This window comes from Streptomyces sp. NPDC058665, assembly GCF_042714995.1.
In the GTDB taxonomy this organism is placed as follows: domain Bacteria; phylum Actinomycetota; class Actinomycetes; order Streptomycetales; family Streptomycetaceae; genus Streptomyces.
In genome coordinates this window covers 53,791-79,776 of the sequence record NZ_JBHXRX010000009.1, presented here as the reverse complement: position 1 = coordinate 79,776, position 25,986 = coordinate 53,791, and the positions used below count along the sequence as shown (strand labels likewise).

The following is a 25,986-nucleotide window of genomic DNA, read 5'->3' as shown; positions in this document are numbered from 1 at the left end:
TGAGTGGGCCCGGTGTGCTTACAGGGCCGGCGGCACCTGCGTCGCGTCTTCTTCCTGCACGGTGTCCGACCGGCAGGGCTTTGTCCATCCCCGTGCGGGGCAGCCGGAGTTCAGGCCCGGGTGCCCTGATCGCTCACCAGCGTGCCGATCTTCTCACCCTTGACGGCGCGCGCGATATTGCCCTCCGTGAGGAGTTCGAAGACAAGGATCGGCAGCGCGTTGTCGCGGCAGAGAGTGACGGCCGTGGCATCGGCGACCTTGAGGTTGCGGGTGATCACCTCGCCGTACTCCAGCGCGTCGAACTTCACCGCGTCGGGATTGGTCTTGGGGTCGGAGTCGTACACCCCGTCCACGCCGTTCTTGCCCATCAGCAGTGCTTCGGCGTCGATCTCCAGGGCACGCTGGGCGGCGGTGGTGTCGGTGGAGAAGTACGGCATCCCCATGCCGGCGCCGAAGATGACGACGCGGCCCTTCTCCAAGTGACGTACGGCGCGCAGCGGGATGTACGGCTCGGCGACCTGCCCCATGGTGATGGCGGTCTGGACACGGGAGTCGATGCCTTCCTTCTCCAGGAAGTCCTGCAGGGCAAGGCAGTTCATGACCGTACCGAGCATGCCCATGTAGTCGGAGCGGGCCCGGTCCATGCCGCGCTGCTGGAGTTCGGCGCCGCGGAAGAAGTTGCCTCCACCGATGACGACGGCGATCTGCGCCCCGTCCCGTACGACGGCGCCGATCTCGCGGGCGATGGCGTGTACGACGTCGGGGTCGACGCCGAGCCCGCCCCCGCCGGCGAACGCCTCACCGGACAGTTTCAGCATGAAGCGCCCGGACTTCTTGCCGGGGTCGCTGTTGTCGTCGGTGGACTGGGTGGCGTCCGCGCGCTTGTTCATGGGGATCTCCTCGTGCACATACGAAGAAGGCCATTGCCGATGGGTCTGTGTCCCTAGCGGCAATGGCCTCCTCGTCAGATCTGCGGCCGTCCGGCGCGTGTTCGGCCGGCGGCTGCAGTAGACCCTAGCCGGGTCCACCGTCGATCGCGTACGACTGCGCTGTCCCGGGTGCTCGGTCCCGGGGCGGTGTCCGGAACGTCAGGCGCCGACGCGGATGCGCGCGAAGCGCTTCAGCGTGACACCGGCCTCGTCCAGGACCTTCCTGACGGACTTCTTGTTGTCCTTGGCGAACGGCTGGTCAAGGAGGGTGACCTCCTTGAAGAAGCCGTTGACACGACCCTCGACGATCTTGGGCAGCGCGGCCTCCGGCTTGCCCTCCTCGCGGGAGGTGGCCTCGGCGACGCGGCGCTCGTTCTCGACGACGTCGGCCGGAACCTCCTCACGGGTGAGGTACTTCGGCGCGAACGCCGCGATGTGCTGGGCGACGTCCTTGGCGACGGCGGCGACCGCCGCGTCGTCGACGCTGCCCTTCTCCAGCTCGACCAGAACGCCGACCTGCGGCGGGAGGTCGGGCATCGTGCGGTGCATGTACGTGCCGACGTAGCTGCCCTCGCCCTGGAACTGCGCGAAGCGGTCAAGGACAATCTTCTCACCGAGGTTGGCGTTGGCCTCGTCGACGAACGCCTGGACGGTCTTGCCGGGCTCGATCTCGGAGGCGCGCAGCGCGTCGATGTCGGCGGGGCTCGTCGCGGCCACGTGCGCGGCGAGCGCGCCGGCCGCGGCCTGGAACTTGTCACCCTTGGCGACGAAGTCCGTCTCGCACTTCAGCTCCAGCAGGACGCCGGAGGTGTTGTCGTCGGAGACGAGGGAGACGACAGCGCCGTTCTCCGCGCTGCGGCTCTCGCGCTTGGCGACGCCCTTCTGGCCCTTGACGCGAAGTACCTCGACGGCCTTGTCGACATCGCCGTCGGCCTCGACCAAAGCCTTCTTGCAGTCCATCATGCCGGCGCCGGTGAGCTCGCGGAGCTTCTTGACGTCAGCGGCGGTGTAGTTCGCCATGTCTGTGAATCTCTCTCGGAAGTCGAAGATCTACGGGTGGACGGCGGGGACCGTGGCCCCCGCCGTCAGCAACCGAACCCTTAGGTCAGGCCTTGTCGCCGTCCGCGGCCGGAGCCTCGGCGGCGGGGGCCTCGGCCGGAGCGGCGGCCTCTTCGGCCTGCTCGGCGTCGGCGACCTTCGCCGTCTCGGCGGAGGTCTGGACGTCGGCAGGCGTCTCGGCGGCGTCCGCGGACTTCTCGGCGTCGGCCTTCTTGTCGCCTTCGAGGAGGTCCCGCTCCCACTCGGCGAGGGGCTCGCCGGCGGCCTTCTCACCCGGCTTGGAGTCGCCGGTGGCGGCGCCGGAGCGGGCGATGAGGCCCTCGGCGACGGCGTCGGCGATCACGCGGGTGAGCAGGGTGACGGAGCGGATCGCGTCGTCGTTGCCCGGGATCTTGTAGTCGACCTCGTCGGGGTCGCAGTTGGTGTCGAGGATCGCGACGACCGGGATGTGGAGCTTGCGCGCCTCACCGACGGCGATGTGCTCCTTCTTGGTGTCGACGATCCAGACGGCGCTGGGCACCTTCTGCATCTCGCGGATACCACCGAGGGTCTTCTCCAGCTTGGCCTTCTCGCGGGAGAGGACCAGCAGCTCCTTCTTGGTGAGACCGGAGGCGGCCACATCCTCGAAGTCGATCTGCTCAAGCTCCTTCAGACGCTGAAGGCGCTTGTAGACGGTGGAGAAGTTGGTGAGCATGCCGCCCAGCCAGCGCTGGTTGACGTACGGCATGCCAACGCGCGTCGCCTGTTCGGCGATGGCCTCCTGGGCCTGCTTCTTCGTACCCACGAACATGATGGAACCGCCGTGGGCGACGGTCTCCTTGACGAACTCGTAGGCGCGGTCGATGTACGACAGCGACTGGAGCAGGTCGATGATGTAGATGCCGTTGCGCTCCGTGAAGATGAAGCGCTTCATCTTCGGGTTCCAGCGACGGGTCTGGTGACCGAAGTGGACGCCGCTTTCCAGCAGCTCCCGCATCGTGACGACGGCCATGGCCGTACTCCTTGAGGTACTCGGTTGTCGCGTCCGCCGGACGGCGGTCGCGCCTGACGCCCCGGAACGCTTTGCCACGAGGGACCGAGAAGCGCGGACACCGGCGAAGGCCGGCGGCGGGGCGTGCGAAGTCGATCCGGTGACCCGGATCGCCACAGGAAGTGTACGGGACCCGCACAGTGCCCCGCGACGGAGTGCGAGGGCGCCCGCAAGGGTGACGGAGATATACACAACGCGCCGGTTATCCACAGAACTCGATCATGATCCACTTGGATCCGCCGGATGCGGCAGCGTGAAGCACATGATCACTGTTCACGAGCTACTCATTCACGCCTCCGCCCCGACCTGCCGTCGTGGTCGGCGCGGGATCGTCTCCCGGTGCCTCTCCCTCGGCGTCGCCGCCCTGGCCGGGGTGGTGGCGACCGTCCTGTTCGGCCCTTCGCCCGACGCTCTGGCCGCGGACGACCAGGAGGCGAACACGGGCGCCGATGCCGGCGCCGAGCCGCCTCCGCCCCCTCCCGACGGCAGTACCGGTGCCCCCGCTGACGGCGCCGTCGGCGTCAGCGGCGACCGGGCCTGGCCTGTGGGGCCGCGACCGGCCGTTCTACGGGGGTGGGAACCGCCCGCGACGCCGTACGGCCCCGGCCACCGGGGCGTGGACCTCGCCGCCGCCCCCGGCACTCTCGTCCGAGCCGCAGCTCCCGGCCGGGTCTCCTTCACCGGCAGAGTGGCGGGGCGCGGCGTCCTCTCGATCACGCTGCCCAGCACCGGACAGCCTCCGCTGCGGACCACCTACGAACCGGTCACCGCGGTTGTCGCCGAAGGCGACGAGGTGAAGGCGGGCCAGGTCGTGGCAGTGGTGGGACCGGGACCGTTCCACTGCGAGGGCGGTTGCCTGCACTGGGGTCTGCTGCGCGGCGAGACCTATCTCGATCCGCTGTCCCTGCTTCCCGACGACCTGCTCGACGGAGGTCCGGCGCGACTGCTGCCGGTCTTCGGCGTCCCTGAACCGGCCGCCGCTCAGACGCCGGCCGGATCGCAGACACCGGCCGGATCACCGCCACCCGATCTGCCGGACGACGAGGCGATCATGGCCGAGGAAACCGCCGCCGCCGCGGCCGACGCCCTGCACGCCGCGGCCCTGCTCGCGGCGGCCGTGTGGGTACGGCATCGCAGCCGTACGGGAGTCAGGTACCGCGTACGCCTTGGAGCACCATGGACACCGCCGCCTCGGCGATCACCCCGGGGTCCTCGGCCGCGCTCAACTCGATCCGCCGCACGGCGGCGTCCACAACGCCCTGGAGCAGCATCGCGGCCAGCCTCGGCTGCTCGTGGCCCAGCTCCGAGAGGGCATCGACGATCATCGCGATGAGGCCACCGTGCGCGGCCCGGATCTTCTCCCGAGCACCAGCGTCGAGTTCGCTCGCGGAGATGGCGACTACCGCGCGATGACGGCGGTCGCCGACGAGGCTCAACTGCCTGCGCACATACGCTTCGATCTTGGTCTCGGGGGTCGGCGCGTCCGCCATGGCGAACTCGATCTCGGCGGCCCAGACAGGGAAGTCGACGGCGCAGAGCTCTTCGACGACGGCCGCGCGCGAACGGAAGTACTCGTAGACCGATGACCTGGCGAGACCCGTGCGTTCGGCGAGGGCGGGGAAAGTCAACGCCTCCGTACCGCCTTCGGACAAGAGGGAGCGTGCGGCGTCCAGCAGGGCGCCGCGCTGCATGGTCCGGTGCTCGGCCACGGAGGCCGCTCGAATCCTGGGCACGGACCCACTCTACGGCGGAGGCCGCTCGCACAGGTGGGGCAGGGACGATTCAGCGCCCCGCGTCGGCCAGTTTGGCGCGGAGCTGGAGCACGGACTTGGTGTGGATCTGACTGACGCGGCTCTCGGTGACGCCGAGGACGTTGCCGATCTCCGCCAGCGTGAGCCCCTCGTAGTAGTAGAGGGTGACGACGGTCTTCTCGCGCTCGGGAAGGGTGTTGATGGCGCGGGCCAGCAGGCGTCGCAGTTCGCGGTCCTCGGCGACCTCGACGGGGTTGTCGGCCGCCGTGTCCTCCAGCGTGTCCATCAGACTGAGCCGGTCGCCGCCTTCCCCACCCACATGCAGCAGTTCCTCCAGAGCGACGACGTTTGCGAGCGACAACTGGCTGAAGACGGCGTGCAGTTCCTCCACCGCGATGCCCATCTCGGCGGCCACCTCCGCCTCCGACGGGGTCCGTCGCAGTTGCGCCTCCAGGGTCGCGTAGGCCCGCTCGACGGCCCTGGCCTTCTGCCGTACGGAGCGCGGGATCCAGTCCAGCGCGCGCAGTTCGTCGATCATCGCGCCCCGGATGCGTGTGATCGCGTAGGTCTCGAACTTGATCGACCGCTCGATGTCGAACTTCTCGATCGCGTCGATGAGCCCGAAGACCCCGGAGGAGACGAAGTCCGCCTGCTCGACGTTGGACGGCAGTCCCACACTCACCCGGCCGGCGACGTACTTCACCAGCGGCGAGTAGTGCAGGATCAACTGCTCACGCAGCCGCTCGTTACCCGTGGTCTTGTACGACCGCCACAGGGTGTCGAGGGCCGAGGGGGCGGAGGGTCGCACTTCGCCGCGGGCCGCTGGGGGCCCCACGGGGGACGCCGCCGCACGGTCGGACCCGGAGGTGTGCTGGGGCATTCGTTGCCTTGAGCCGTTCTGCCGTGAAGTGAGGTGAGGTATGTCTGGGCCGGATTCCTGGTGAGCGTAGCGTGACAGTGCGGTCGCGGTGCGCGAGGAGGCGGGGCTGATACCTGTCCGGACAGGCCCTGTCCGACGCCGCCGGGCCTTCGCGATCGGGCGCCGACACCGCGCGTATCGGCGCCTGTCGCGCCGCCGGGAGAACTGCGAAGGTCATCTGCCTCACCTTTTCACCCGAATGCCCCAGGTCAAGGACCGGCTCGCCGCGCACCGCCGCCACGTGTGGTCGGTGGCGTCAACTGCCAGAGGTCGCCGTGCCGTTCGACGAACCCGAGGGAGTGAAGTTCGTACAGCTTGCCGAGAGCCTCGTCGGCCGTCGTCGCGGCCTCCCGCGCGATGTCCCGCCCGCCGACGGATCCACGCGCGGGCAGCGCGTCGAGAATCCGCCTGCCGAGGGGATCGAGCAGGTCCCTGGCCAGGACGGGGCCGCGCCGGGCTGGTGCGAGGTCGCCCATGTCCCCCACCAGTTCGGCCACTTCGGCGGCGTCGGTGACCAGCACGCCTTCGCCGCGCAGCAGTTCGTGCACCCCGGCGGAGAGCCCGCTCGTCGCCGGGCCTGGCACCCCCATGGTGAACCGCCCGAGCCGCTGCGCGCTGCGGGCGGTGACCAGCGAACCGCTGCGGTACTCGGCCTCCACCACGACCGTCCCGCGGGTGAGCGCGGCGATCACACGGTTGCGGAGGACGAACCTGCTGCGCGTCGGATGATCACCGGGTGCCAGCTCTCCCACGACCAGGCCCTGCGCCGCGATGCGGCGTACGAGCTCGGCGTGGCCCGGCGGATAGACCACGTCGACACCGCAGGCGAGGACGGCGACAGTCGCGCCGTCCACGGCGAGTGCACCACGGTGGGCGGCTCCGTCGACTCCGTACGCGGCACCCGATGTCACCACCCAGCCCCGCTCGGCCAGACCCGATGCGATGCTCGCCGCCATGTGCGCCCCGTACGGCGTGCAGGCCCTGGCTCCCACGACGGCGACGGAACGCAGTGCCCAGAACCTCAGATCGGGCTTGCCGCGCACCCACAGGCCGATGGGGCGCGACATTCCCAGGTCGTCGAGCTGGGTCGGCCATTCCTGGTCGCCGGGGCAGACGAACCGGCCGCCCATCCCCGCGACGACGGACAGATCCCGCTCGGGAGCGGCCGCCGCCGCGCGTGCCCGAAGGCCGCTGATACGACGTGGACCGACTTCACCCAAGGCCTCGCAGTCGGTCCCGCCGGGCGAGGTGAGAAGGTCCATCAGCCCCCGGGCGCCGTACTTGCGCAGCCACCGGCCGCCGTTCTCGTCGCCCGGCTCGATCACGCGCGTGAGAGCGGCCCGCGCCAGTCGCTCGCCGGCATCTGCTCCCGCTCCGGCCACGGTTACGGCTTCGGTCCCGGCGGTCATGAGATCCCTCCGACCGTGGCCCCGGCGCCCCGTCCGATGCCGGTGCGCAGCTCCAGCGCCAGGCCCACGTCCCGGCCGTCGGGACGGTCCCGTCCGGCGAGGTCCGCGACTGTCCATGCGACCCGCAGCACCCGGTCCAGGCCGCGCGCGGTGAGCAGGCCCCGTTCCAGGTCGCGCTCGGCGGCGTCGAGCGCTCCGGGCGCGGTGACCCATCGCGTACGCAGTTCGTGACCGGGCACTTCGCTGTTGACCGTCCACGGCGTCCCCGCCAGCCGCTCCGCCGAGCGCAGCCGGGCCTCCTTGATCCGCCCGGCGACAACCGCCGTGGTCTCACCCCGGCCGCCCTGGCCCATCAGATCGGCGCGGTGCACCGGCTGGACCTCCACCCGTAGGTCGACCCGGTCGAGCAGTGGACCGGACAGACGCGACTGGTAACGGCGGATCGCCGAAGGCGGGCACTCGCACCCGGCACCGTGCAGGGTGTGCCGCCCGCAGGGACACGGGTTGGCAGCGAGGACCATCAAAAAACGGGCGGGCAGCCGTACGACTCCGGCGCTGCGCGCGATGACCACCTGCCCCGATTCGAGGGGCTGGCGCAGCGCGTCGAGAGCCTTGCCGGAGAATTCCGGCGCCTCGTCCAGAAAGAGCACGCCCTTGTGCGCCAAGGACACCGCTCCCGGCCTCGCCAGCCCGTTGCCGCCGCCGACAAGGGACTGCATGGTCGCCGAATGGTGCGGGGCGCAGTACGGCGCCGTACGTACGAGTGGTTCGCCGGGCGGCAGAATCCCGGCGACCGAGTGCACCGCCGTGACCTCGACGGACTCCTGTCTCGTCAGAGGTGGCAGCAGTGCCGGCAGCCGCTCAGCCAGCATCGTCTTGCCCGCTCCTGGCGGGCCCTGCAGGAGCAGGTGGTGCCCGCCCGCCGCAGCGACCTCCAGAGCCGTACGCGCCGCCTGCTGTCCCGCCACGTCGGCGAGGTCCGGGCAGTGCGCGTCCCGCGCGAAGCCGGGAGCCAGGCCCGTCCCCACCCCGGCGCCGGGCACCATGAGACCCGCGAGCATGGGATCCGGACGGCCCTCCTCAGTGACCGTCGGCTCGTCTGGCACCGGTTCGCCGGTCAGGACGGCGATGAGCTGGCGCAGACTCCGTACGCCGAGGACCGAGACTCCCGGCACCAATGACGCCTCGCCCGCTGTCTGCTCCGGCACGACCACCTGGTGATAGCCCGCCTCGGCAGCCGCGAGGACGGCCGGGAGGATGCCCCGTACCGGACGGACCCTGCCGTCGAGCCCCAACTCCCCGATCAGGACCAGATCGGCGATGGCACGTGGCTCGATACGCTCGGCCGCGCCCAGCACGGACACCGCGACAGCAAGATCGAAACCGGATCCGCTCTTGGGTACGGAAGCGGGACTGAGCCCCACCGTGAGCTTCTTCTGCGGCCATTCCGCGCCGGAATTCACGACGGCGGCCCTGACCCTGTCCCGGCTCTCCGACAGGCTCTTGTCCGGCAGACCGACCAGGGTGAAGGCGGCCACGCCCGGTTCGAGATCCGCCTGGACCTCCACCACCACGCCCTCGACGCCGACCAGCGCCACCGAACACGCACGCGCGAACCCCATCAGGCCACCCCCCGGGCGTGCTCGATCACGGGAGCGCCGCGCCTGGGCAGCACCACCCCGATCAGATCGATACGAACGCCGCCAGGGGGCGGTCCACCGAACGCATCGAGCCAGCAGGCCGCGAGGCGCCTGAGCCTGTCCACCTTCACAGGCGTCACCGCCGCCATCGGGTGCTCGAACGAGCCTCCGCGACGGGTCTTCACCTCACAGAAGACCAGCACATCCCCGTCGCGGGCCACGATGTCGATCTCGCCCGTCCTGCCGCACCGCCAGTTTCGGTCCAGCACGGTCATCCCGGCCGCCGCCAGCCGCCGAGCGGCCAGTCCTTCGCCGTACCGCCCGAGTGCCCCCGTCGCGTTCATGTCGGCACCACCTCCGGCACCGACTCTGAGCCGAAAATCCGTACTAAGTGGATCTTGGTGGACAACTCACCAATTGTGGATAACTCCGTCACCCACCAGCGCACCAGGAATCACACACGCCCCGGGAGTCACAGAAACCGCAAGCACCCCAAGCCCTCACCCGACCGGCCACACCGCCAGCACCGGAACCGCCCACACCACCCGCATCAGCCACCCGGACACCCCCGCCTCCCCATCAGCCCGTCAACCCCTTCAGCCGCTCGGCAGCTCCAGGTCGCTCTTGTTCAGCTCCTCGATGTTCACGTCCTTGAACGTAAGCACTCTCACCTGCTTGACGAACCTCGCCGGCCGGTACATGTCCCAGACCCACGCGTCCGCCATCGAGACCTCGAAGAAGACCTCGCCCTGCACGGAGTGCACCTGCATCTCGTAGTCGTTGGTGAGATAGAAGCGTCGTTCGGTCTCGATCACGTATTTGAAAAGACCGACGACATCGCGGTACTCCCGGTAGAGCTTCAGCTCCATCTCGGTCTCGTACTTCTCGAGGTCCTCGGCGCTCATGGCATGTTCCCCTTCAGCCGTACGTCCCCCTATTGTGCTCCGGCCCCACGCGCCCCTAGACGGTTTCAGAGGCGAGAACCACCGGCGCACCCGGAGGACCCTCGTCGAGCAGCGTGCGCAGCAGCCCGGCGAGCCTGGTCGGATACACCGTCTCACGGGCCGTCGACAGTTCGGCGGAGGTCCACCACCTCAGCTCCGCGACACTGCGCCGCTCCAGCTCCGTCAGCCCTTCGACGCTGGTCTCGGTCTGCGCCGTACGTGCCAGGAAGTACCACTCGTCCTGATCCCAGCGCCGCCCGTCGAACGGAAAGGAGCAGGTACGCCGCCAGAGAACCGGCCCGAGCTCGACCTCTGTGATGCCCGTCTCCTCGGCCAGCTCGCGCAGCGCGGCCTCCTGCCGCGTCTCATCGCCCTCCAGGCCGCCGCCGGGAGTGAACCACCAGTCGTTCGCCGGGTCGCCCGGCTCGTACCCGCGCATCAGCAGGATCCGGTCGTCCGGGTCCAGCAGCACGACCCGTGAGACCTTTCGGAAGCCGTCACCGGACACCGGTCGACACTCCTCCATCGGTCCGCCCCGTCGGCCCCGTACGCCACGGCCTGCCCAGCCTCCGTACGACAGGCCCGTAGGCCGCGCCGCCCAGGATCAGCAGCGCCCCGAGGAGCGCCGAGCCCACCACCAGCATCACCGGCCCCGGCTTCGAGACCCCGCCGGGCAGCGCCGCGAAGCCGTCCGGGCGCTCGATCAGGCTGCCCAGCGGCCACGCCACGGCGTCGATCCGCGCCGTCACCGTCGACCTCGGCACCGACCCCTGCCCCTGGTCCTGAAGGTGCACCCGTGAGTCCAGCGACCCGCTGCGTTCGTCGCCGAGAAGGAACAGCTGTCCCTTCGGGACAGTCGCCCCGAAGCCGGTGGTCGACGCGAGTCCGCCCGGCATCTTCTGTACGTACGGTTCGTCGATCGCTTTCCCATTGACAGTGAGGCGCCCCTCGGCGTCGCAACAGGCGACCTTGTCGCCCCCGACGCCGACGACCCGCTTCACCATCGGCATGTCGCCCCACTGCGCGTCGTTGAAGACCACGACATCGCCCCGTCGCACGTCGTCGCCGGATATCCGCTGCGCCAGGACCCGGTCACCGGCCTGCACCGTCGGATCCATCGAGTCGGTCGGCACGGTGTACGGCTGGTACTCCACCGCTCCCCAGACGAAGCCGCCGAGGAAGAGCACACAGCCGACGGCCACGGCCAGCCCCGACAGCAGATTGCCGAGGCCGCCGTGGCCGCCGTTCGTACGTCCTGTTCCGCTCATCCCAGCCGTCCCCCGTCCCGGAGAATCACCGCCGCCGGATCGGCGATCTGGGACGGCACCCTACCCGGCGGTACGGCCGCGGGTCAGCCTACGCCTGCGCCAGAACACCAGCGGTACGGCGCCGGCCACACCGAGCACGGCCGGAGCCCCCGTCGCCACCGCGGACGCCGCGCTGAGGCCCGACTGGTCGAAGGTGTCGGGCACGGGCAGCGTCGACAGCCGGTTGAGCGGCCAGGCGATGACGATCGCGCGGCCGACGACCTCGTCGGTGGATACGGTGCCGTGACCGGGCAGCTCTTGGTGGTAGCGGGAGTCGAGCGAATTCTGCCGGTGGTCGCCCATCACCCAGATCCGGCCGTCGGGCACCGTGATCGGCCCGAAGGGCTCGTCGTCACAGGCCGTGTTCCCAGGGAAGATGTACGACTTCTCGTCGAGCGACTTCCCGTTGACCTGGACGCTGCCGCCCTTCTTGCACTCCACCGTGTCGCCGCCGACCGCGATGACCCTCTTGATGAGGTCCTTCTCCTCGGACGACGGCATGAGACCGATGAAGCTGAGGAACTTCTGCGCCACGTTCGGCTCAGGGGCCTGCGTGCTGTCGAGCCAGCCGCCCGGGTCGTGGAAGACCACGACCTCGCCGCGCTCGGGCTCCGCGCCGAACCACGGAGTGAGCTTGTCCACGAGCACACGGTCACCACGCTGCAGGGTGTCCTGCATCGAGTCCGAGGGGATCGAGAACGCCTGCACCAGGAAGGTCTTGATCAGCAGCGCGAGCAGCAGCGCGATACCGATCAGCAGAGGCAGTTCCTTCCAGAAGGAGCGCTGCTTCTTCACGCCCGTGGCCCCGTCGTCACCGGGGTCGCCGTCCGGCTGCTCCATCATCTGGTCCCGCATGTCTGCGGACGCGCCTGCGGATGGGGTCTCCGCGGCGGAACCGGCAGGACCGAGGGGAGGCTCGGCAAGCTGCTCGGGCCTGTCCTCGGGCTCACCGTGTCCGGATCGTGCGCCGACGGCCAAATCCCCCACGTCCACTCCTCACTCCGTACAACTGCCCGCTCCGGAGACGGAGCAGGCCCACTACTCCCATAACGAGCGGGAGTTCCGCAGGGGTCGGGAGCAGGATCATTCCGTTCGGATCCTGAGAGGACACACTATTCGACGGGCCGAGCGCGGTGGTCGGTGCGGCGCGCGGGTCCGGTACGGAGGCGTACGTGTCCGGCTCCTCCAGCCGCCGCCAGTGGCCCAGCGGCCAGGCAATGACGACGGCCCGTCCCACGACCCCTTCCTCCGAGACGGTGCCCCGGAACTCCTCGTCGAGGTGGAAGCGCGAGTCGGCCGAGTTCGACCGGTGGTCGCCCATCACGAAGATCCGCCCCTTCGGCACCTTCACCTCGAAGTCGAGCTTCGACGGGGGGTTGCCGGGATTCAGATACGGCTCCGTCAGCGGTACGCCGTTGACGACGACGCGCCCGTCCTGGTCGCAGCACTTCACGGTGTCGCCGCCCACGGCGACGACACGCTTGATCAGGTCCTGCTCGTCGGCGGACGGCAGCAGTCCGATGAAGGTGAGGGCCTGCTTGACCTGCTTGATGACGACAGGGTCGTCCGGGGGCGGCGTGGTCTCCTCCTGGAGCCACCCGCCAGGGTCCTTGAACACGACGACGTCGCCGCGCTGGGGGCGGGAGCCGAACCAGGGCGTCAGCTTGTCCACCAGCACCCGGTCGTCGATCCGGATCGTCTGCTCCATCGAGCCGGAGGGGATCACGAAGGCCTGGACGAGGAAGGTCTTGAGCACGAGGGCGATCAGCAGCGCCACGGTGATCAGGAGCGGGATCTCCGTCATCGCGGAGCGGCGACGGCGCCGTTTCACCCTGCGGGCGAGCCTGCGCCGCTCCGCGCGCCCCGGCAGGGCGCGTCCTGTGGTGGGTCTGGTGCCTGTCGGCAGCCGGGTGTCGGACCGGTGGCCCCCGGGCCGTCCTCGGTTACCCATGGGCGCCGTCCGGGCCTCGTACGTCCCTGAAGGCGTCGGTGCCCTCCAGCGAGTCCCACCGGCCCGCCGGCCAGCCGATCCAGTCCACGCGCCCGATGACCTTGTCGACGGGCACCGTGCCACCCCCGGGCTCGCCCAAGTGGTCACGTGAGTCGCGGGAGTTGCTTCGGTGGTCGCCCATCACCCAGAGGGTGCCAGAGGGTACGACGATGTCGAAGGGCACGCTCGACGGCGCGTCGCCGAAGTAGAGGTACCGCTCGTCGATCGCCCGGCCGTTCACCTCGACCTTGCCCCCCTCGTCGCAGCAGACCACCCGGTCGCCCCCCACGCCGATCACGCGCTTCACGAAATCGGTCTCGGCGGGCTCGGCGAGACCGAGGGCCGAGGCCGCCCCGTGCGCCAGCCCCGTGACGGGGTTCTCCCGCGCCGGCTCCTGGACGAACGACCCGGTGCCGTCGAAGACGACCACATCACCGCGCCGCGGCTCGGTACCGAAACGGTACGCCAACTTGTTGACAAGCACCCTGTCCCCGACCTGGAGGCCCGGCTCCATGGAGCCGCTGGGGATCAGGAAGGGCTGCACGACGAAGGCGCTGAACAGCAGGAGAGAAGCCGTGCCCAGTACGCCGAGCACCGCGGCCCGGCGCCACGACAGGGCACGCAGAAATCCCGGGAGACCCCGCGTACGCACGGAGCGCGACCCCTCTTCCTCCCCTGTGGCGGGTGTGGAAGAAGGGCCGCGCTCCATGTGCTGTGGTTCGGTGTCCATCGGGCCCAGAGCTTATCCGGCCGTCCTGTGGAACCGTGCGCGAGTTCGAGCCTCGGCTCAGTTGTCGCGCTTCTCCTTGATCTTCGCAGCCTTGCCGCGCAGCTCACGGAGGTAGTAGAGCTTGGCGCGACGTACGTCACCACGGCTCACGAGCTCGATCTTCTCGAAGATCGGGCTGTGCACCGGGAAGGTGCGCTCGACGCCGACGGAGAAGGAGACCTTGCGGACCGTGAAGGTCTCACGGACACCCGAGCCCTGCCGGCGGATGACGACACCCTTGAACTGCTGGATACGGGAGCGGTTGCCCTCGATGACACGTACGTGGACGTTCACGGTGTCGCCGGGACGGAAAGCGGGGAGGTCGCTGCGGAGCGACGCCGCGTCGACGGTGTCGAGCAGGTGAGCCATGATGGTCTGCTTCCTCGCTGATGCCACAGGTCATCAACGGAATGTCGAAAGGAAAGTTCGGAGCGCCGTTCGCGTCGGGTGGGCGTCGTTCCCCCTGTGGCAGGGGCGCGCACCGGACGTACGGCAGCGGCTCATTCTTCCACGGCCTCGGGCCTGCGCCAAAATCGGCCACCGGGCTCCGGCGCCCAGCCCATGATGGACAGCATCTCGCGGTCCTTCTTGTCGAAGGCCGCCGCGTCACAACGCTCGATCATGTCGGGCCTGTTGAGGGCCGTACGACGCAGAGCCTCGTCCCGCCGCCACCTCGCGACCTTGCTGTGATGACCGCTGAGGAGAATGTCCGGAACAGCTCGCCCGCGCCACTCCGGGGGCTTCGTGAACACCGGTCCTTCCAGCAGGTCGGCCATCGCGCCGGGGGCGAACGAGTCGTCGCGATGGGACTCCGCGTTGCCCAGGACGCCGGGCAGCAGCCGCGCCACGGCCTCCATGACGACCAGTACCGCCGCCTCGCCGCCCGCCAGGACGTAGTCGCCGATGGACACCTCGTACACCGGCATCCGCGTCGTGTACTCGTCGACGACGCGGCGGTCGATGCCCTCGTACCTGGCCGGGGCGAAGAGCAGCCACGGCCGCTCGGAAAGCTCGACGGCGAGTTCCTGGGTGAAGGGGCGGCCGCTGGGCGTGGGAACGACCAGGACGGGGCGGTGCGCACCCGCCTCGTAGCCGTCCGCGATCGTCTGATCGAGGGCGTCGCCCCAGGGGTCGGTCTTCATGACCATCCCCGGGCCGCCCCCGTACGGGGTGTCGTCGACCGTGTTGTGCCGGTCGTACGTCCAGGCGCGCAGATCGTGGACATGGACGTCGAGGCGGCCACGCGCGCGTGCCTTGCCGACGAGGGAGACGTTCAGCGGTTCGAGGTACTCCGGGAAGATCGTGATCACGTCCGCCCGCAGGGTGGGGGCGTAAGTCATGACGGATCGCCCTTGCCCGCGCCGTCGTCGCCCCCACCGTCTGCGCCGACGTCGGCATCACCGTCGGTGTTACCGGCGACGACAGCGTTGTTGTCGATGAGGCCGGGCGGCGGGTCGATCACGGCCTTCTGCTCGGCGAGATCGATCTCGGTCACGATCTCCTCGACGAAGGGGATCATGACTTCCGTGCCGTCGGGCCGCTCCACGATGAACAGGTCCTGCGACGGAAGGTGTGTGATCTCGGTGATCCGCCCGACCTCGGTCCCGTCCGCCAGGACGACGTCCAGGTCCATGAGCTGGTGGTCGTAGTACTCGTCCGGGTCCTCCGGCATGTCCCGCGGGTCCACCTCGGCGATGAGCAGGGTGTTGCGCAGGGCCTCCGCGCCCGTACGGTCGCTCACCCCGGCGAAGCGCAGCAGCAGCCTGCCGCTGTGCACCCGGCCGGTCTCGATCGTCAGGGGGCCCGCGGAGGCCGGTTCGGTGGCCAGTACGGCTCCGGGGCCGAGCCGCAGCTCGGGCTCGTCCGTACGTACCTCGACGGTGACCTCGCCCTTGATGCCGTGGGCACGGCCGATCCGCGCGACTACCAACTGCACTTGCACACGCCCCTGTTCTCCAACTTCTGTCTTCTACGACTGCTGCCGTGGTTTCCGCGGCACGGCGACGGAGCGAGCCCCGGCGCCGCGACGCCGCGGCGTGCCGCGTCCGCACCGCGAAGACGACAAAGACCGGGGAGGGCCATGGCCCTCCCCGGCCCGTGCCGGTTCACAACTCTGTCAGCGGACCTGATCCACGTCGACGAGATCGACTCGGATGCCACGGCCGCCGATCGCGCCCACGACGGTGCGCAGGGCGCGTGCGGTGCGGCCGTTGCGGCCGATCACCTTGCCGAGGTCGTCGGGATGGACCCGTACCTCGAGCACACGGCCACGGCGCAGGGTGCGTGAGGCGACCTGCACATCGTCCGGGTTGTCGACGATGCCCTTCACGAGGTGCTCGAGAGCCTCCTCGAGCATGCTCAGGCCTCGGTCGGCTCAGCGGCGGGCGCCGAAGCAGCGGCGTCGTCGTCCGCCTTCTTGTCGGCCTTCTTCGCCTTGGGGGTGATGGCGTCACCCTTGGGCTCGTCGCCGTCCTTGGCGAGGGACTCGAAGAGGGCACGCTTGTCGGCCTTCGGCTCCGGCTGGAGCAGCGGCGCCGGCGCGGGCAGGCCCTTGTGCGCCTGCCAGTCGCCCGTGAGCTTGAGGATCGCGAGGACCGGCTCGGTCGGCTGGGCGCCGACGGACAGCCAGTAACGCGCGCGATCCGAGTCGACCTCGATGCGCGACGGGTTCTGCACCGGGTGGTACAGGCCGATCTCCTCGATGGCCCGGCCGTCACGGCGGGTGCGGGAGTCGGCGACGATGATGCGGTAGTGAGGCGAACGGATCTTGCCCAGACGCTTCAGCTTGATCTTGACTGCCACGGAAGTGGTCTCTCCTGGATCTTGACGTGGTTGGGCACATCGGCATGCCGCGTGGGGTTGCGGTACTCGTGTGCCCGATGGACGCGTCAGCCGGAGGAGAGAGGGGTCCTGTGCGACTGTCGAGTACAGCTGGTCATTGTGCCACACGCCTCGGGCGCGCCGCGCCCCGCCCGACCGGAGCTGCCCGCTCCTGAACGGGGCGGCTCCGGTGCGTGCGGGCGGCCGAGGACTCGGCCGCCGCGGCCGGGCGGGCGGGCGACGTAGGTGCTCAGCCGGCAGCGGCGACCGCTTCCGGAATACGGAACGGCTTGCCACAGCCGCCGCAGACGATCGGGGCCTGGGCCAGGACCGACGGGACCACGCGCACGTTGCGCCCGCAGTCGCAGACAGCCTTCACTCGCACCCCGCCGCCCGACGAGCCGTGCCGCGCGGCGGGACCGCGGAAGCTGCGCTCGGTGTCGGACGTCGTCGCGACCGTGTGCGCCGCGAGGGCGCGCTGGAGCCGTTCGATCGTCGGCCGATAGCGCCGTCTCGCCTCGGGGTTGAGCGATACCAGGGAGAAACCGCTGCTGGGATGCGGCTCCTCGGAATGGTCCAGGCCCAACTCCTCGGCGATCGCGAGGAATCGGCGGTTGTGGTAGCGGCCCGCTCGGGAGGTGTCGCGGACACCTCGGGCGGCGGCGATGCCATGGACTGCCTCGTGAAGCAGTCGCTCGAAGGAGAGCTCGGCGCCGCAGGCGGACGACGATTCTCCGATCAGGGACTCGGGCGCGGCAAGATCCGGCAGCTCGGTGTGGTGCCGCTGAATCTCGGCCCACGCCTGCGCCAGCTCTGCGGCGAGAACAGGTGGTGTCGTGCTCACGTCGTGAACAACGAGCCGGGGCCCTCCCGGGTTCCATTCCGGGGCATCCCAAATATTTTGCACGTACCCGTCAGTTGCCATTGATGCGTCCTGACGAGGGCGGGTGCGTAGATCTGCGGAGAAGGCTCGCTTCTCGCCCCAAGGCGGTACGTAGTAGCGCCTACGTCTGTACGTGTACGAGAAATACGTACACCCGATCGAGACACGGTTCGCGATCGCTCCCCGGCTGCCACGCCGATGGGCTCGTCGCTCCGGCCTGCGCAACCGCGCGGGGCCCACAAGAACGACAGTAACGGGCGCCCCAGCGATCCGCGGCATCGGCCCCGGTCGGGGCAGGTCGAGCGGATTCGTCCGATACCGGCACGGGTGGTGGGGAGTTGGCCGATCCCGACCCCGCGCCCTCACCCTTTCGGCTCAAGCTCGACGGATGCCCGCCCACGGTCCTCATACGCCTGTTCCGCCTTGCCCGTACGGGCTCCGCGCGCCTCAGGAAGACCCCGCGCCGACACCCCCACGGGGCGCGACCGGGGGCGATTCGGAGCAGGCTCGCACCGTAGGAAGACGACGTCCGGTGAGAGCGATTATCTGTGCGCCGGGGCGCACCACCGGAGTGCACAAGCATTGCCCGCGAACCACTGGACGCGGGCACAGATGCGGAGTTCCCTGGCATACGGGGGATGAAGGCGCGCACGTACACGGGGGCTGTCAATCAGGGCACCAGGACCTCTCGCCGGATTGGGGCGCTATCCATGACTCGTACGCTCGTCGAGCACGGCCAGCAGCAGGTGAATGCCGCCTCGTCAGACCCTTCCAAGGAGGCGGGCGGTCGCGCCCGCGACTGGGCCGAGATCCAGGAACGCATGCTGGTGCCTCTTTACGAGGCGGTGTACGAGCGTTTGGAGGTCGGCCCCGGCACACGGCTGCTGGGCCTCGGCTGCGGCTCGGGGCTGGCGCTGCTGATCGCCACCGCCCGGGGCGCCGAAGTCACCGGCGTGGACGCCGACCAGGAGCGCGTCGCGCTGGCCCGTGAGCGGCTCGTCCCCGACGAGCGCCCCGTGGCGGCGCACGCGAACCCGTCCGCGGCGCTCGGAGGCTCCGCAGCGCCGGGAAGATCCGTGGCCGGCCCGTCGAGGGCGTACGGCGGCCGGAGCCAGGCGCGCGTACTGACGGGCGGCGCGACCGCCGTCCTGGAGGCTGAGCGCCCCATCTACGACGTGATCACGGCGTTCCAGCCCATCGGCGTCGTCGGCGACGATTCGGACGGGCTCGGACCCGCACTCGCGGAGGCGGTGCCCATGGCGGGCCGTGGCACTCCCGTGGTCGTCGCCGGCTGGGGCCCGCCGGAGCGCTGCGCGACGTCCGGCGTCCTGCGGGTCGCCGGGCGCCTGACGGAGCGGCTGCGCAAAGGGGGCGGCTACCGTCCGCCGCTCAGGGACGACCTGGAGGATGTGGCGGCGCGGGCCGGACTGAAGCCCGACGGTTCGGGGCGCGTGTCCTGCCCGTTCGGCTACGCGGGGATGGAGAGCGCGCTGCGCGGGCTGCTGTCGACCGGCGCGTTCGACGAGGCGGTGCGGGCGACGGATCAGTCTCAGGTGGAGAAGGAGATAACGGAGGCGCTCCACCCGCATGTACGTCGCGACGGCACCGTATGGATGCCGAACGTGTTCCGTTACCTGATCGCGCGCACGCCCTGACGCGTACCGCGCGCTGATCGCACGACAGGCTTGAGTACGACGCGCGACGCCGCCGCCGAACACCGCGGCGGCGCCGGTAGTTCTGTGAGCAGTCCGGCGAGGCGGCCTCCGTACCGAGGTCGGTGGCGATCTGCTGAGCGATAGCCACGGGAGACACCGGCCAGAACACTCTTGTCAGTATCCAGAATCCTGGTTACTGTCCCTTCTGTGACCGGCTTCGACGAACGCTTCCTGACCCGCAACGGCCTCGCCGCCCAGCAGCTCGCCGCCCTGCTGCTCAACCACGAGCCGGACACCCGCCTGCCCCGTGTGCGTGACTTCGCCGAAGAGCTGGGCGTCGGGAACGGCACCGTTCAGGCCGCGCTCCAGCTCCTGGAGACGGCGGGCGCGATCCGTACGACGGCGCGCGGTCACCTCGGTACGTTCCTCGTCGACTCCGACCGTTCGGTCCTCTGGCGACTCTCGGGGCTCGGCACGCTCCTGGCGGCGATGCCGCTGCCGTACTCGCACCGTTACGAGGGTCTGGCCACCGGACTGCGCGCCGCGTTCGAGCAGGCCGGGGCGCCCTTCGCGATCACTTTCATGCGCGGCGCCGGAGCCCGCACCACCGCCCTGGTCGAGGGCAAGGTCGACCTGGTGGTCCTCTCGCGCTTCGCCGCGGACCGGCTGATCGAGGAGCGCCCCGTCGAGCTCGTCGCGGACCTCGGACCCGCGACGTACGTCGGGGCCCACGGGCTGCTGCTGCGGCAGGGCGCGACCCTGGAGACCGACGGGCTGCGCGTCGCCGTCGACCACGCCTCCGAGGACCAGCGGATGCTCGCGGAGCGCGTGTTCGCCGGACGCTCCGACATCCGGTGGGTCGAGGCGTCGTACATGCAACTGCGCGATCTGTTCGCGCACGACCACGTCGACGCGACGCTGTGGAATCTCGACGAGGTGCAGGACCGACTCGGCGCCGGCGTGCACGTACTGCCGCTGGGCGACGAGGTGACCCGCGACCTGTCACTGCGCAACTCGAGCGCCGCGATCATCGGGAGGACCGAGGGGGCGAAGGCACTCGGGGCCGTTCGCGACTCCCTCGACCTGTCACTCATCACCGACTACCAGGCCGAGGTGCTGCGGGGTGAGCGCGCCCCGTCGTACTGACCAACCCCGCCCGCCCCCGCCCCGTCGGGGCGTGCCAGGCGCCACATCGGGAGAAAAAGAGGAAGTCGAGCCTCTGCTCAAAATCCAAAATCCTGGTTACTGTCGTATCGAAGGAGAAGGGACCACCATGGACGACCAGCTCGCTCTGCGCATCCAACTGTTCCGCGAGGGCGGCCAAGTCCGGCCCGAAGCCGCCGCGTTCGTGACGGCCGAGCTGGACGCCCTGGCCGCCGAGGGCCGCACTGTGACCGAAGAGACAGCCGGCACGCTCACCAGCCATCTCATGATGGCTCTTACCAGGCTGCTCAACGGCGAGTCGATCGAGGCATTCCCCACCGACTCCGAGATCGCCGCAGAGCTCGCGGGACACCCGGACGCGGTGGCACGGGCGCGCGCCGTCTCCGCACGCGCGGCCTCGGAACTCGGCGCGCCTCTTCCCGACTCCGAGATCAACTTCCTCGGACTGCATCTCGCCCTGCTCGACCGGAACTCGCCCCCACGGCACGAGACATGAGAAGGAACCAGCCATGACGAAGATCCTCACCGGTGGCGTCGGCAAGGCCGAGGTCACGGACACCGTCAAGAAGCTCGGCCTCGACGGCATCGAGATCGTGGCCTCCAACGACATGGACGCCGCGATGAAGCTCCGCGGCGGCCAGGCCGACTACTACCTCGGCACCTGTCACACCGGCGCCGGCGCCTCCCTCGGCGTACTGGTCGGACTGCTCGGCAAGCCCGCCTGCCACACCTTCGGCCGCTCCGTTCCCACGGAGGACGAGGTGAACGCCCTGCTGGCGGAAGGCAAGAAGGTCTTCGGCTTCGCCATCGACCAGATCGACGTGATCGCCCCACTCATGGCCCGCGCCATCGCCGCGCGCGGCTGACGGCCCCGTACGAACCCGCAAGGGCTCGACAGACCTCGTAAGACCCCGCGCCGGGCCAGGCCCCCGCCGGGCACTGAGGAGTGAAATCCCGTGAACAGCGTCCTCGCAGCGAGCTCGACAGACCTCGACTTCTCGCTGGCACAGCAACTGACGGTGATAGCGCTGTGTGCGCTGACCGCGTTCATCTCCCATATGGCACTGGCCGTCTTCAACGACGGCGTGCGGCCCTTCATGCTCGACTTCATACAGGGGCGGTCCACGCGGAACGCCACCACCGCCGTGTCCTTCGGTCTCTCCGCCGGCTTCATCTTCGGTCTCGGCGCCCCGATGGCACTGTCCACCGGTGTGCTCAACCCGTGGCTGGTCTTCCTACCCACCGACATCCTGGGCATCCTGTCGCCCAAGAAGTGGATCGCGCCGCTGCTCGGCGGGGCGTGGGGCGCCGTGGTCGTGTTCGGCCTCAACGGGGCCAACAGCCTCGCGCACGACCTGCCCGTCGACTTCCTCACCGCGCTCCAGCAGATGTCGACGCCGATCCTGTTCCTCTTCACGCTCTTTCCGGTGCTCGCCATCACCAAGCAGTTCGGGCGGCTACGGGGCGGGGTGGCCGCGGTCGTGGAGCTGGCGCTCGTCGTGATGACGATGAAAGTCTGGCCGGATGTCTTCCCCGGCTCCATCGCGATGGCCGTCGGCGTCCTGACGCTCATCGGCTTCGCGGTCAAGAAGGACCTGACGCAGCGGAAGTTGGAGCGGGCGGAGGCCGCGAAGGCTGTCGCGGCGGAGGCGGTGGCGGCCAGCGAGTTGCTCTCAGATGAGAAGGCGGCGAAGGCGTCGGGGAAGAACGGGGCGGCGGACGGCGCGAACGACGCGGACGATCCGATGGCCTCCCTCTTCAGCGCGAGCGCGCTGCGGCTGCGCCGCTATCTGCCGCTGTTCATGCTGCTCGGGGCCGGCGTCTGTGTACTGGCCCAGGCGCATGTGTTCGGCGGCGGCGAGGCGACGAGCTTCCTGATCGCCAAGGGCGACTACTCGGAAGCCGCCCAGGTGGACTTCTACCGGGCGTTCGGCTTCGTACCGCTCATCGCGACGACCGCGCTCGCCTCCGGCGCGTACGGCATCGCGGGCTTCACCTTCGTCTACCCCATCGGCTACCTGATGCCGAACCCGTTCCTCGCCGCCGTCGTCGGCGCGGCGGTCTTCGCCGTCGAGGTACTGGCACTCTCGGCCATCGGCCGGGTCCTCGGGAAGCTGCCGAGCGTGCGTGACTCCTCCGAGCACCTGCGCAGCGCGATCGGCGACGCGCTGGGGCTCGCGATCCTGTTCGGTTCGCTGATGGCGGCCAACGTCATGGGAGGGGGCCTCGGCATCCTCATCGTCGGCGGGCTGTATCTGCTGAACGAGTCGATGGGCCGCCCCGTGGTGCGGATGGCGGCGGCGCCCGCCGCGGTCATCGTCGGCGGCGTGCTGCTGAACATCCTCTACTGGCTGGATCTGTTCACGCCGATCAAGGGATAGGTGGGCAACTCCGCGGACTCGCCGCCGCGAACACGCACGACACAGGAAGGCCCTCGCACCATGCAGCACCCAGACCCCGGCGACCCCGGCACCGGCACCGGCGTCGCACAGCCGCGCCGGCTGCGCACCGTCACCGGCCCGTTGGCCGTCTCCGCCGTACGGGGCCCCGTACTCGCCCACGAACACCTCGTGCTCGATCTCGACCACGCCGGTGACGACGGCGCGGCGGTTCTCGACGCGGACCTGCACAGGCCCGCCGTCGTCGCGGAACTGACGGCCCTGCGCGAGGAGTACGGCCTCGGCCTGGTCGTCGAGCTGACCTGCCGGGGCATGGGCCGCGAATCGCAGGCCCTGGCCCGGATCTCCGCGGCGTCGGGGGTGCCGGTGGTGGCCGCCACGGGCTGGTACTACGAGCCGTTCCACCCCGCGGAGCTCGACGGTGCGAGCGTCGAGGAGCTGACCGCGACGCTCGTAGGGGAGATCGACGACGGTTTCGGCGACACCGGGATCCGCCCCGGCGTACTCGGCGAGATCGGCAGCCATGGCGACTCACCGACCGGGCCGGAGACCCGCGCCCTGCTGGCTGCGGCGCACGCCGCGCTCGCCACGGGGCTTTCGGTCGCCACTCACGCACAGCTCGGCCGCGGCGGGCTCGCGCAGTTGGAGCTGCTCACCGGCGCGGGGCTCGCCCCCCACCGGATCTCGCTGGGCCACCAGGACCTGCTCGACGCCCCGGCGGTGCACCGTGAGCTGGCGGCGAGCGGGGCGTACGTCGCCTTCGACACCGTCGGCAAGGAGAGCTACCAGAGCGACACCGTGCGACTGCGCCTCCTGTTGGCGCTGTTGGAGGCCGGTCACGCCGATCGGGTACTGCTCAGCTGCGACATCTCCCGGCACGCGTATCTGCGCTCGGAGGGCGGCCAGGGTTACGGGCATCTCTTCCGGTCCTTCCTGCCCCGGGTGCGCGCGGCCGGTGTGGACGAGGACCTGATCGATCTGATGACACGGCACAATCCGCTCCGGTTCCTGACCGGTGCGGACACGAAGGAGAGCTGAGATGCCGGTACAACTGCCGCGGACCTTCCCCCTGGCGACGATCCCGCTGGACGACGCGGTCCGGATGCAGTTCCGGCTGCTGGAGTGCACCGCCGCGCAGTTCGAGGGTCAGCAGCTCTTCGAAGCGGACGCGGGCGTGGTGCCGGACCTGGGCCGGCCCCGTACCACCGCGCGGGTCGAGGCGGTGCTGGCCGACTTCTTCGGTGCCGAGGACGCCGCGCTGGTGCAGGGCGCGGGTACGGGCGCCATCCGCGCCGTGCTCCAGGGCGCCGTCGGCCCCGGCGACCCGCTGTTGATCCACCGGGCGCCGGTCTACCGCACGACCGCGGTGACGCTGCGTGGGCTCGGAGTCCGCACCGTTGAGGCGGACTTCAACGACGCCGCGGCGCTGCGCCGGGCCCTGGACTCGGGTGAGTTCGGCTGGGCGTACGTCCAGCACAGCCGGCAGCGGCTCGCCGACTCGTACGACGCGGGGGACGTCCTCGCGACCTGCCGCGCCGCGGGGGTGCGCACGATCGTGGACGACAACTACGCGATCATGCGCGCCCCGTCGGCCGGTGTGGAGCTGGGCGCCGACGCCTCGTGCTTCTCGCTCTTCAAGCTGCACGGGCCGGAGGGGGTCGGCGCCGTCGTCGGGGCAGCCGACCTCGTGGAGCGTGTGCGCGCCGACAACTACTCGGGCGGCGGCCAGGTGCAGGGCCACCAGGCGCTCGACGCGCTGCGCGCGCTCACCCACGTCCCCGTCATGTGGGCCGTCCAGTCGCAGGTCGGCTCCGAGATCGCGGACCGCCTCGCCGCCGGTGAGGTGCCCGGCGTGGCGGAGGTACGGATCGCCAACGCGCAGGACCGCTGTCTGCTCGTACGCCTCGACCGCCCCGTCGCGCGCGAACTGCCCGCCGCCGCGGCACGCCACGGCGCCGCGCCGTACCCCGTAGGCTCCAACTCCCGCTACGAGATCGCCCCGCTCTTCTACCGGCTGTCCAGCTCGTCCCTCGACGACGCTCCGGAGCTCGCCGACCGGACCGTGCGGATCAACCCGATGCGGGCCGGCGCCGATCTGGTGATCGAGATCCTCCGCCGTTCGCTGCACGACCTGAAGGACTGAACGTGTTCCTGGACGCCGTCCTGGCCCGCAACCCCGAGCTCGTCGACGTGGCGGTCTCGCTGCACCGCTCCGGCGCCGTACCGCCCGACACGTACGTGATCGACGCCGACACCGTGGAGGCCAACGCTGCGCTGCTGGCCGGTGAAGCCGAACGGCTCGGCCTGTCGCTCTGGTTCGTGGTCAAGCAGATCGGCCGCAATCCGGCGCTGATCCGGGCGATCGCCCGGCACATCCCCCGATTCGCGGCGATCGATCCGTACGAGGCACGCGTGCTGCACGAGGCCGGGGCACGGGCCGGCAACGTGGGGCATCTCGTGCAGATCCCGCCCCGTCTGCTGCCCGAGACGCTCGGGCGGCGGCCGGAGGCGGTGACGGTCTTCGACCTGGCCAACGCCCGCGCCGTCTCGGACGCCTCCCGGCAGCTCGGCTTCGTCCAGGACGTCCTCGTACGACTGGAGGGCACCGACAAGGTCTATCCAGGGCAGGAGGGCGGCGTGCCGCTCGCCGGGCTCGACGCTTTCGCGGCGGCGGCCGAAGCGCTCCCGGGCATCAGGATCGCGGGCGTCACCGCGTTCCCCTGTGTGCTGTGCGACCCGTTGACCGGCGTGCCGACCCCGACAGAGAACTTCCAACTCGCGATCACGGCACGCGAGTTGCTGTCCGCGCGCGGGCACGAAGGGCTCAAGCTCAGCGCTCCCAGCGCCACTTCCGTGGCCACCCTGCCCCTCCTCGCCGAGCTGGGCGCCACGCACGGCGAACCAGGGCACGCCCTGACCGGGACGACCCCACTGCACGCGGTCGACCACCAGCAGCCCGAACGCCCCGCCTACGTGTACATCAGCGAAGTCGCCCACACCCTCGCCGACGGACGGCCCGCGATCCACGGCGGCGGCTTCTACCCGCGCGCACGCATCCACGACGCCCTCCTGCCGCGCACCGGGCTGCGTCTGCCCGTACAGGACGCGCCCGCGGAGAACATCGACTACTACCGGCTGCTCCAACGCCCCACCGACGCCGCGGACGTTGAGGTCGGGGACACCGCCGTACTCGCCTTCCGCACCCAGATCTTCGTCACGCGCTCGACCGTCGCGGTCGTCGCCGGGCTCTCCACCGGAGAACCCCGGCTGACCGGCCTGTACGACGCCCAGGGCCGGGCCCGGTAAGGAGCCGAGCGC

General features: G+C 70.1%; 28 protein-coding genes and 1 pseudogene. 9 read left to right on the top strand and 20 right to left on the bottom strand.

The genetic code is table 11. The features are described 5' to 3' along the window. Window positions 1–110 precede the first annotated feature (110 nt). The 3 genes from pyrH to rpsB all read right to left on the bottom strand — a co-directional run bounded on the left by pyrH (window position 111) and on the right by rpsB (window position 2,979). Window positions 111–890: a UMP kinase gene (gene pyrH, locus ACFWV8_RS08105; protein ID WP_384198913.1), complete on the bottom strand. Its 780-nt coding sequence runs from the start codon at window positions 888–890 to the stop codon at window positions 111–113. 198 nt (window positions 891–1,088) lie between these two features. Continuing rightward, the gene (tsf, locus tag ACFWV8_RS08100) at window positions 1,089–1,949 is read right to left on the bottom strand and encodes a translation elongation factor Ts (RefSeq protein ID WP_329380924.1); all 861 of its coding nucleotides are present in this window, start codon (window positions 1,947–1,949) and stop codon (window positions 1,089–1,091) included. A gap of 85 nt (window positions 1,950–2,034) precedes the next feature. After that, entirely contained in the window at window positions 2,035–2,979 is a 945-nt protein-coding gene (rpsB, locus tag ACFWV8_RS08095) for a 30S ribosomal protein S2 (protein WP_384198912.1), read from the bottom strand. On the opposite strand from rpsB, the pseudogene ACFWV8_RS08090 reads away from it, so the two are divergent. Beyond that, window positions 2,978–3,856, top strand: a pseudogene (locus ACFWV8_RS08090) (murein hydrolase activator EnvC family protein); the annotation flags it as partial. The gene rpsB and the pseudogene ACFWV8_RS08090 sit on opposite strands and share 2 nt — an antisense overlap. A 310-nt stretch (window positions 3,857–4,166) precedes the next feature. Here ACFWV8_RS08090 and ACFWV8_RS08085 read toward each other — a convergent pair. The 17 genes from ACFWV8_RS08085 to ACFWV8_RS08005 form a co-directional block, all read right to left on the bottom strand. Further along, complete coding sequence (locus tag ACFWV8_RS08085) at window positions 4,167–4,727, bottom strand: TetR/AcrR family transcriptional regulator (protein ID WP_384198978.1); 561 nt, start codon at window positions 4,725–4,727, stop codon at window positions 4,167–4,169. 73 nt (window positions 4,728–4,800) lie between these two features. Further along, complete coding sequence (whiG, locus tag ACFWV8_RS08080; RefSeq protein ID WP_329380928.1) at window positions 4,801–5,649, bottom strand: RNA polymerase sigma factor WhiG; 849 nt, start codon at window positions 5,647–5,649, stop codon at window positions 4,801–4,803. A gap of 248 nt (window positions 5,650–5,897) precedes the next feature. Continuing rightward, window positions 5,898–7,097 carry a DNA-processing protein DprA gene (gene dprA / locus ACFWV8_RS08075; RefSeq protein ID WP_384198911.1) on the bottom strand — a complete coding sequence of 400 codons (1,200 nt, stop codon included), beginning with the start codon at window positions 7,095–7,097 and terminating at the stop codon, window positions 5,898–5,900. After that, entirely contained in the window at window positions 7,094–8,719 is a 1,626-nt protein-coding gene (locus tag ACFWV8_RS08070; RefSeq protein ID WP_384198910.1) for a YifB family Mg chelatase-like AAA ATPase, read from the bottom strand. Before ACFWV8_RS08070 ends, dprA begins: the two co-directional genes overlap by 4 nt. Next, on the bottom strand, window positions 8,719–9,081 hold the full coding sequence (locus ACFWV8_RS08065) for a YraN family protein (RefSeq protein ID WP_329380935.1): 363 nt from the start codon (window positions 9,079–9,081) through the stop codon (window positions 8,719–8,721). Before ACFWV8_RS08065 ends, ACFWV8_RS08070 begins: the two co-directional genes overlap by 1 nt. Window positions 9,082–9,333: 252 nt before the next feature. Then, window positions 9,334–9,642 carry a DUF2469 domain-containing protein gene (locus tag ACFWV8_RS08060; RefSeq protein WP_003993268.1) on the bottom strand — a complete coding sequence of 103 codons (309 nt, stop codon included), beginning with the start codon at window positions 9,640–9,642 and terminating at the stop codon, window positions 9,334–9,336. A 55-nt stretch (window positions 9,643–9,697) separates the two neighbouring features. Beyond that, entirely contained in the window at window positions 9,698–10,207 is a 510-nt protein-coding gene (locus tag ACFWV8_RS08055; protein WP_384198909.1) for an NUDIX hydrolase, read from the bottom strand. Beyond that, window positions 10,179–10,949: a signal peptidase I gene (lepB, locus tag ACFWV8_RS08050; protein ID WP_384198908.1), complete on the bottom strand. Its 771-nt coding sequence runs from the start codon at window positions 10,947–10,949 to the stop codon at window positions 10,179–10,181. The genes ACFWV8_RS08055 and lepB (ACFWV8_RS08050) overlap by 29 nt, the downstream gene beginning before the upstream one ends. Before the next feature lie 60 nt (window positions 10,950–11,009). Further along, window positions 11,010–11,966: a signal peptidase I gene (gene lepB, locus ACFWV8_RS08045; protein WP_384198977.1), complete on the bottom strand. Its 957-nt coding sequence runs from the start codon at window positions 11,964–11,966 to the stop codon at window positions 11,010–11,012. Beyond that, on the bottom strand, window positions 11,935–12,939 hold the full coding sequence (gene lepB, locus ACFWV8_RS08040) for a signal peptidase I (protein WP_384198907.1): 1,005 nt from the start codon (window positions 12,937–12,939) through the stop codon (window positions 11,935–11,937). Before lepB (ACFWV8_RS08040) ends, lepB (ACFWV8_RS08045) begins: the two co-directional genes overlap by 32 nt. Further along, window positions 12,932–13,708, bottom strand: a complete 777-nt coding sequence (lepB, locus tag ACFWV8_RS08035) for a signal peptidase I (protein ID WP_384198906.1) — start codon at window positions 13,706–13,708, stop codon at window positions 12,932–12,934. Before lepB (ACFWV8_RS08035) ends, lepB (ACFWV8_RS08040) begins: the two co-directional genes overlap by 8 nt. Window positions 13,709–13,765: 57 nt before the next feature. After that, a complete protein-coding gene (gene rplS, locus ACFWV8_RS08030; RefSeq protein ID WP_023538359.1) occupies window positions 13,766–14,116 on the bottom strand; it encodes a 50S ribosomal protein L19 in 351 nt (116 codons plus the stop codon). Window positions 14,117–14,247: 131 nt separating this feature from the next. Then, window positions 14,248–15,069, bottom strand: a complete 822-nt coding sequence (trmD, locus tag ACFWV8_RS08025) for a tRNA (guanosine(37)-N1)-methyltransferase TrmD (RefSeq protein ID WP_384198976.1) — start codon at window positions 15,067–15,069, stop codon at window positions 14,248–14,250. Between the two features lie 14 nt (window positions 15,070–15,083). Beyond that, complete coding sequence (gene rimM / locus ACFWV8_RS08020) at window positions 15,084–15,683, bottom strand: ribosome maturation factor RimM (protein WP_384198905.1); 600 nt, start codon at window positions 15,681–15,683, stop codon at window positions 15,084–15,086. A 180-nt stretch (window positions 15,684–15,863) separates the two neighbouring features. After that, window positions 15,864–16,103, bottom strand: coding sequence for an RNA-binding protein (locus ACFWV8_RS08015; protein WP_003980229.1), 240 nt, complete (start codon window positions 16,101–16,103; stop codon window positions 15,864–15,866). 2 nt (window positions 16,104–16,105) lie between these two features. Continuing rightward, window positions 16,106–16,549 (bottom strand): 30S ribosomal protein S16, encoded by a 444-nt coding sequence (gene rpsP, locus ACFWV8_RS08010; protein ID WP_329380946.1) that lies wholly within the window; start codon window positions 16,547–16,549, stop codon window positions 16,106–16,108. Between the two features lie 268 nt (window positions 16,550–16,817). After that, on the bottom strand, window positions 16,818–17,411 hold the full coding sequence (locus tag ACFWV8_RS08005; protein ID WP_384198904.1) for a hypothetical protein: 594 nt from the start codon (window positions 17,409–17,411) through the stop codon (window positions 16,818–16,820). A 749-nt stretch (window positions 17,412–18,160) separates the two neighbouring features. Between ACFWV8_RS08005 and ACFWV8_RS08000 the strand changes: the two genes are divergently transcribed. The 8 genes from ACFWV8_RS08000 (at window position 18,161) to ACFWV8_RS07965 (ending at window position 25,974) form a co-directional block, all read left to right on the top strand. Next, complete coding sequence (locus ACFWV8_RS08000; RefSeq protein WP_384198903.1) at window positions 18,161–19,105, top strand: methyltransferase domain-containing protein; 945 nt, start codon at window positions 18,161–18,163, stop codon at window positions 19,103–19,105. Between the two features lie 207 nt (window positions 19,106–19,312). Then, the gene (gene yhfZ, locus ACFWV8_RS07995) at window positions 19,313–20,251 is read left to right on the top strand and encodes a GntR family transcriptional regulator YhfZ (protein WP_384198902.1); all 939 of its coding nucleotides are present in this window, start codon (window positions 19,313–19,315) and stop codon (window positions 20,249–20,251) included. A gap of 127 nt (window positions 20,252–20,378) precedes the next feature. Beyond that, window positions 20,379–20,765: a transcriptional antiterminator gene (locus tag ACFWV8_RS07990; RefSeq protein ID WP_329380954.1), complete on the top strand. Its 387-nt coding sequence runs from the start codon at window positions 20,379–20,381 to the stop codon at window positions 20,763–20,765. A gap of 13 nt (window positions 20,766–20,778) precedes the next feature. Next, window positions 20,779–21,135 carry a DUF2620 domain-containing protein gene (locus ACFWV8_RS07985; RefSeq protein WP_384198901.1) on the top strand — a complete coding sequence of 119 codons (357 nt, stop codon included), beginning with the start codon at window positions 20,779–20,781 and terminating at the stop codon, window positions 21,133–21,135. A gap of 90 nt (window positions 21,136–21,225) precedes the next feature. Next, on the top strand, window positions 21,226–22,650 hold the full coding sequence (locus tag ACFWV8_RS07980) for a YhfT family protein (protein ID WP_384198900.1): 1,425 nt from the start codon (window positions 21,226–21,228) through the stop codon (window positions 22,648–22,650). A 60-nt stretch (window positions 22,651–22,710) separates the two neighbouring features. Continuing rightward, entirely contained in the window at window positions 22,711–23,706 is a 996-nt protein-coding gene (locus tag ACFWV8_RS07975; protein WP_384198899.1) for a phosphotriesterase, read from the top strand. A gap of 1 nt (window position 23,707) precedes the next feature. Further along, window positions 23,708–24,811, top strand: coding sequence for an aminotransferase class V-fold PLP-dependent enzyme (locus tag ACFWV8_RS07970; RefSeq protein WP_384198898.1), 1,104 nt, complete (start codon window positions 23,708–23,710; stop codon window positions 24,809–24,811). A 2-nt stretch (window positions 24,812–24,813) separates the two neighbouring features. Then, window positions 24,814–25,974: an alanine racemase gene (locus ACFWV8_RS07965; RefSeq protein WP_384198897.1), complete on the top strand. Its 1,161-nt coding sequence runs from the start codon at window positions 24,814–24,816 to the stop codon at window positions 25,972–25,974. Window positions 25,975–25,986 lie beyond the last annotated feature (12 nt).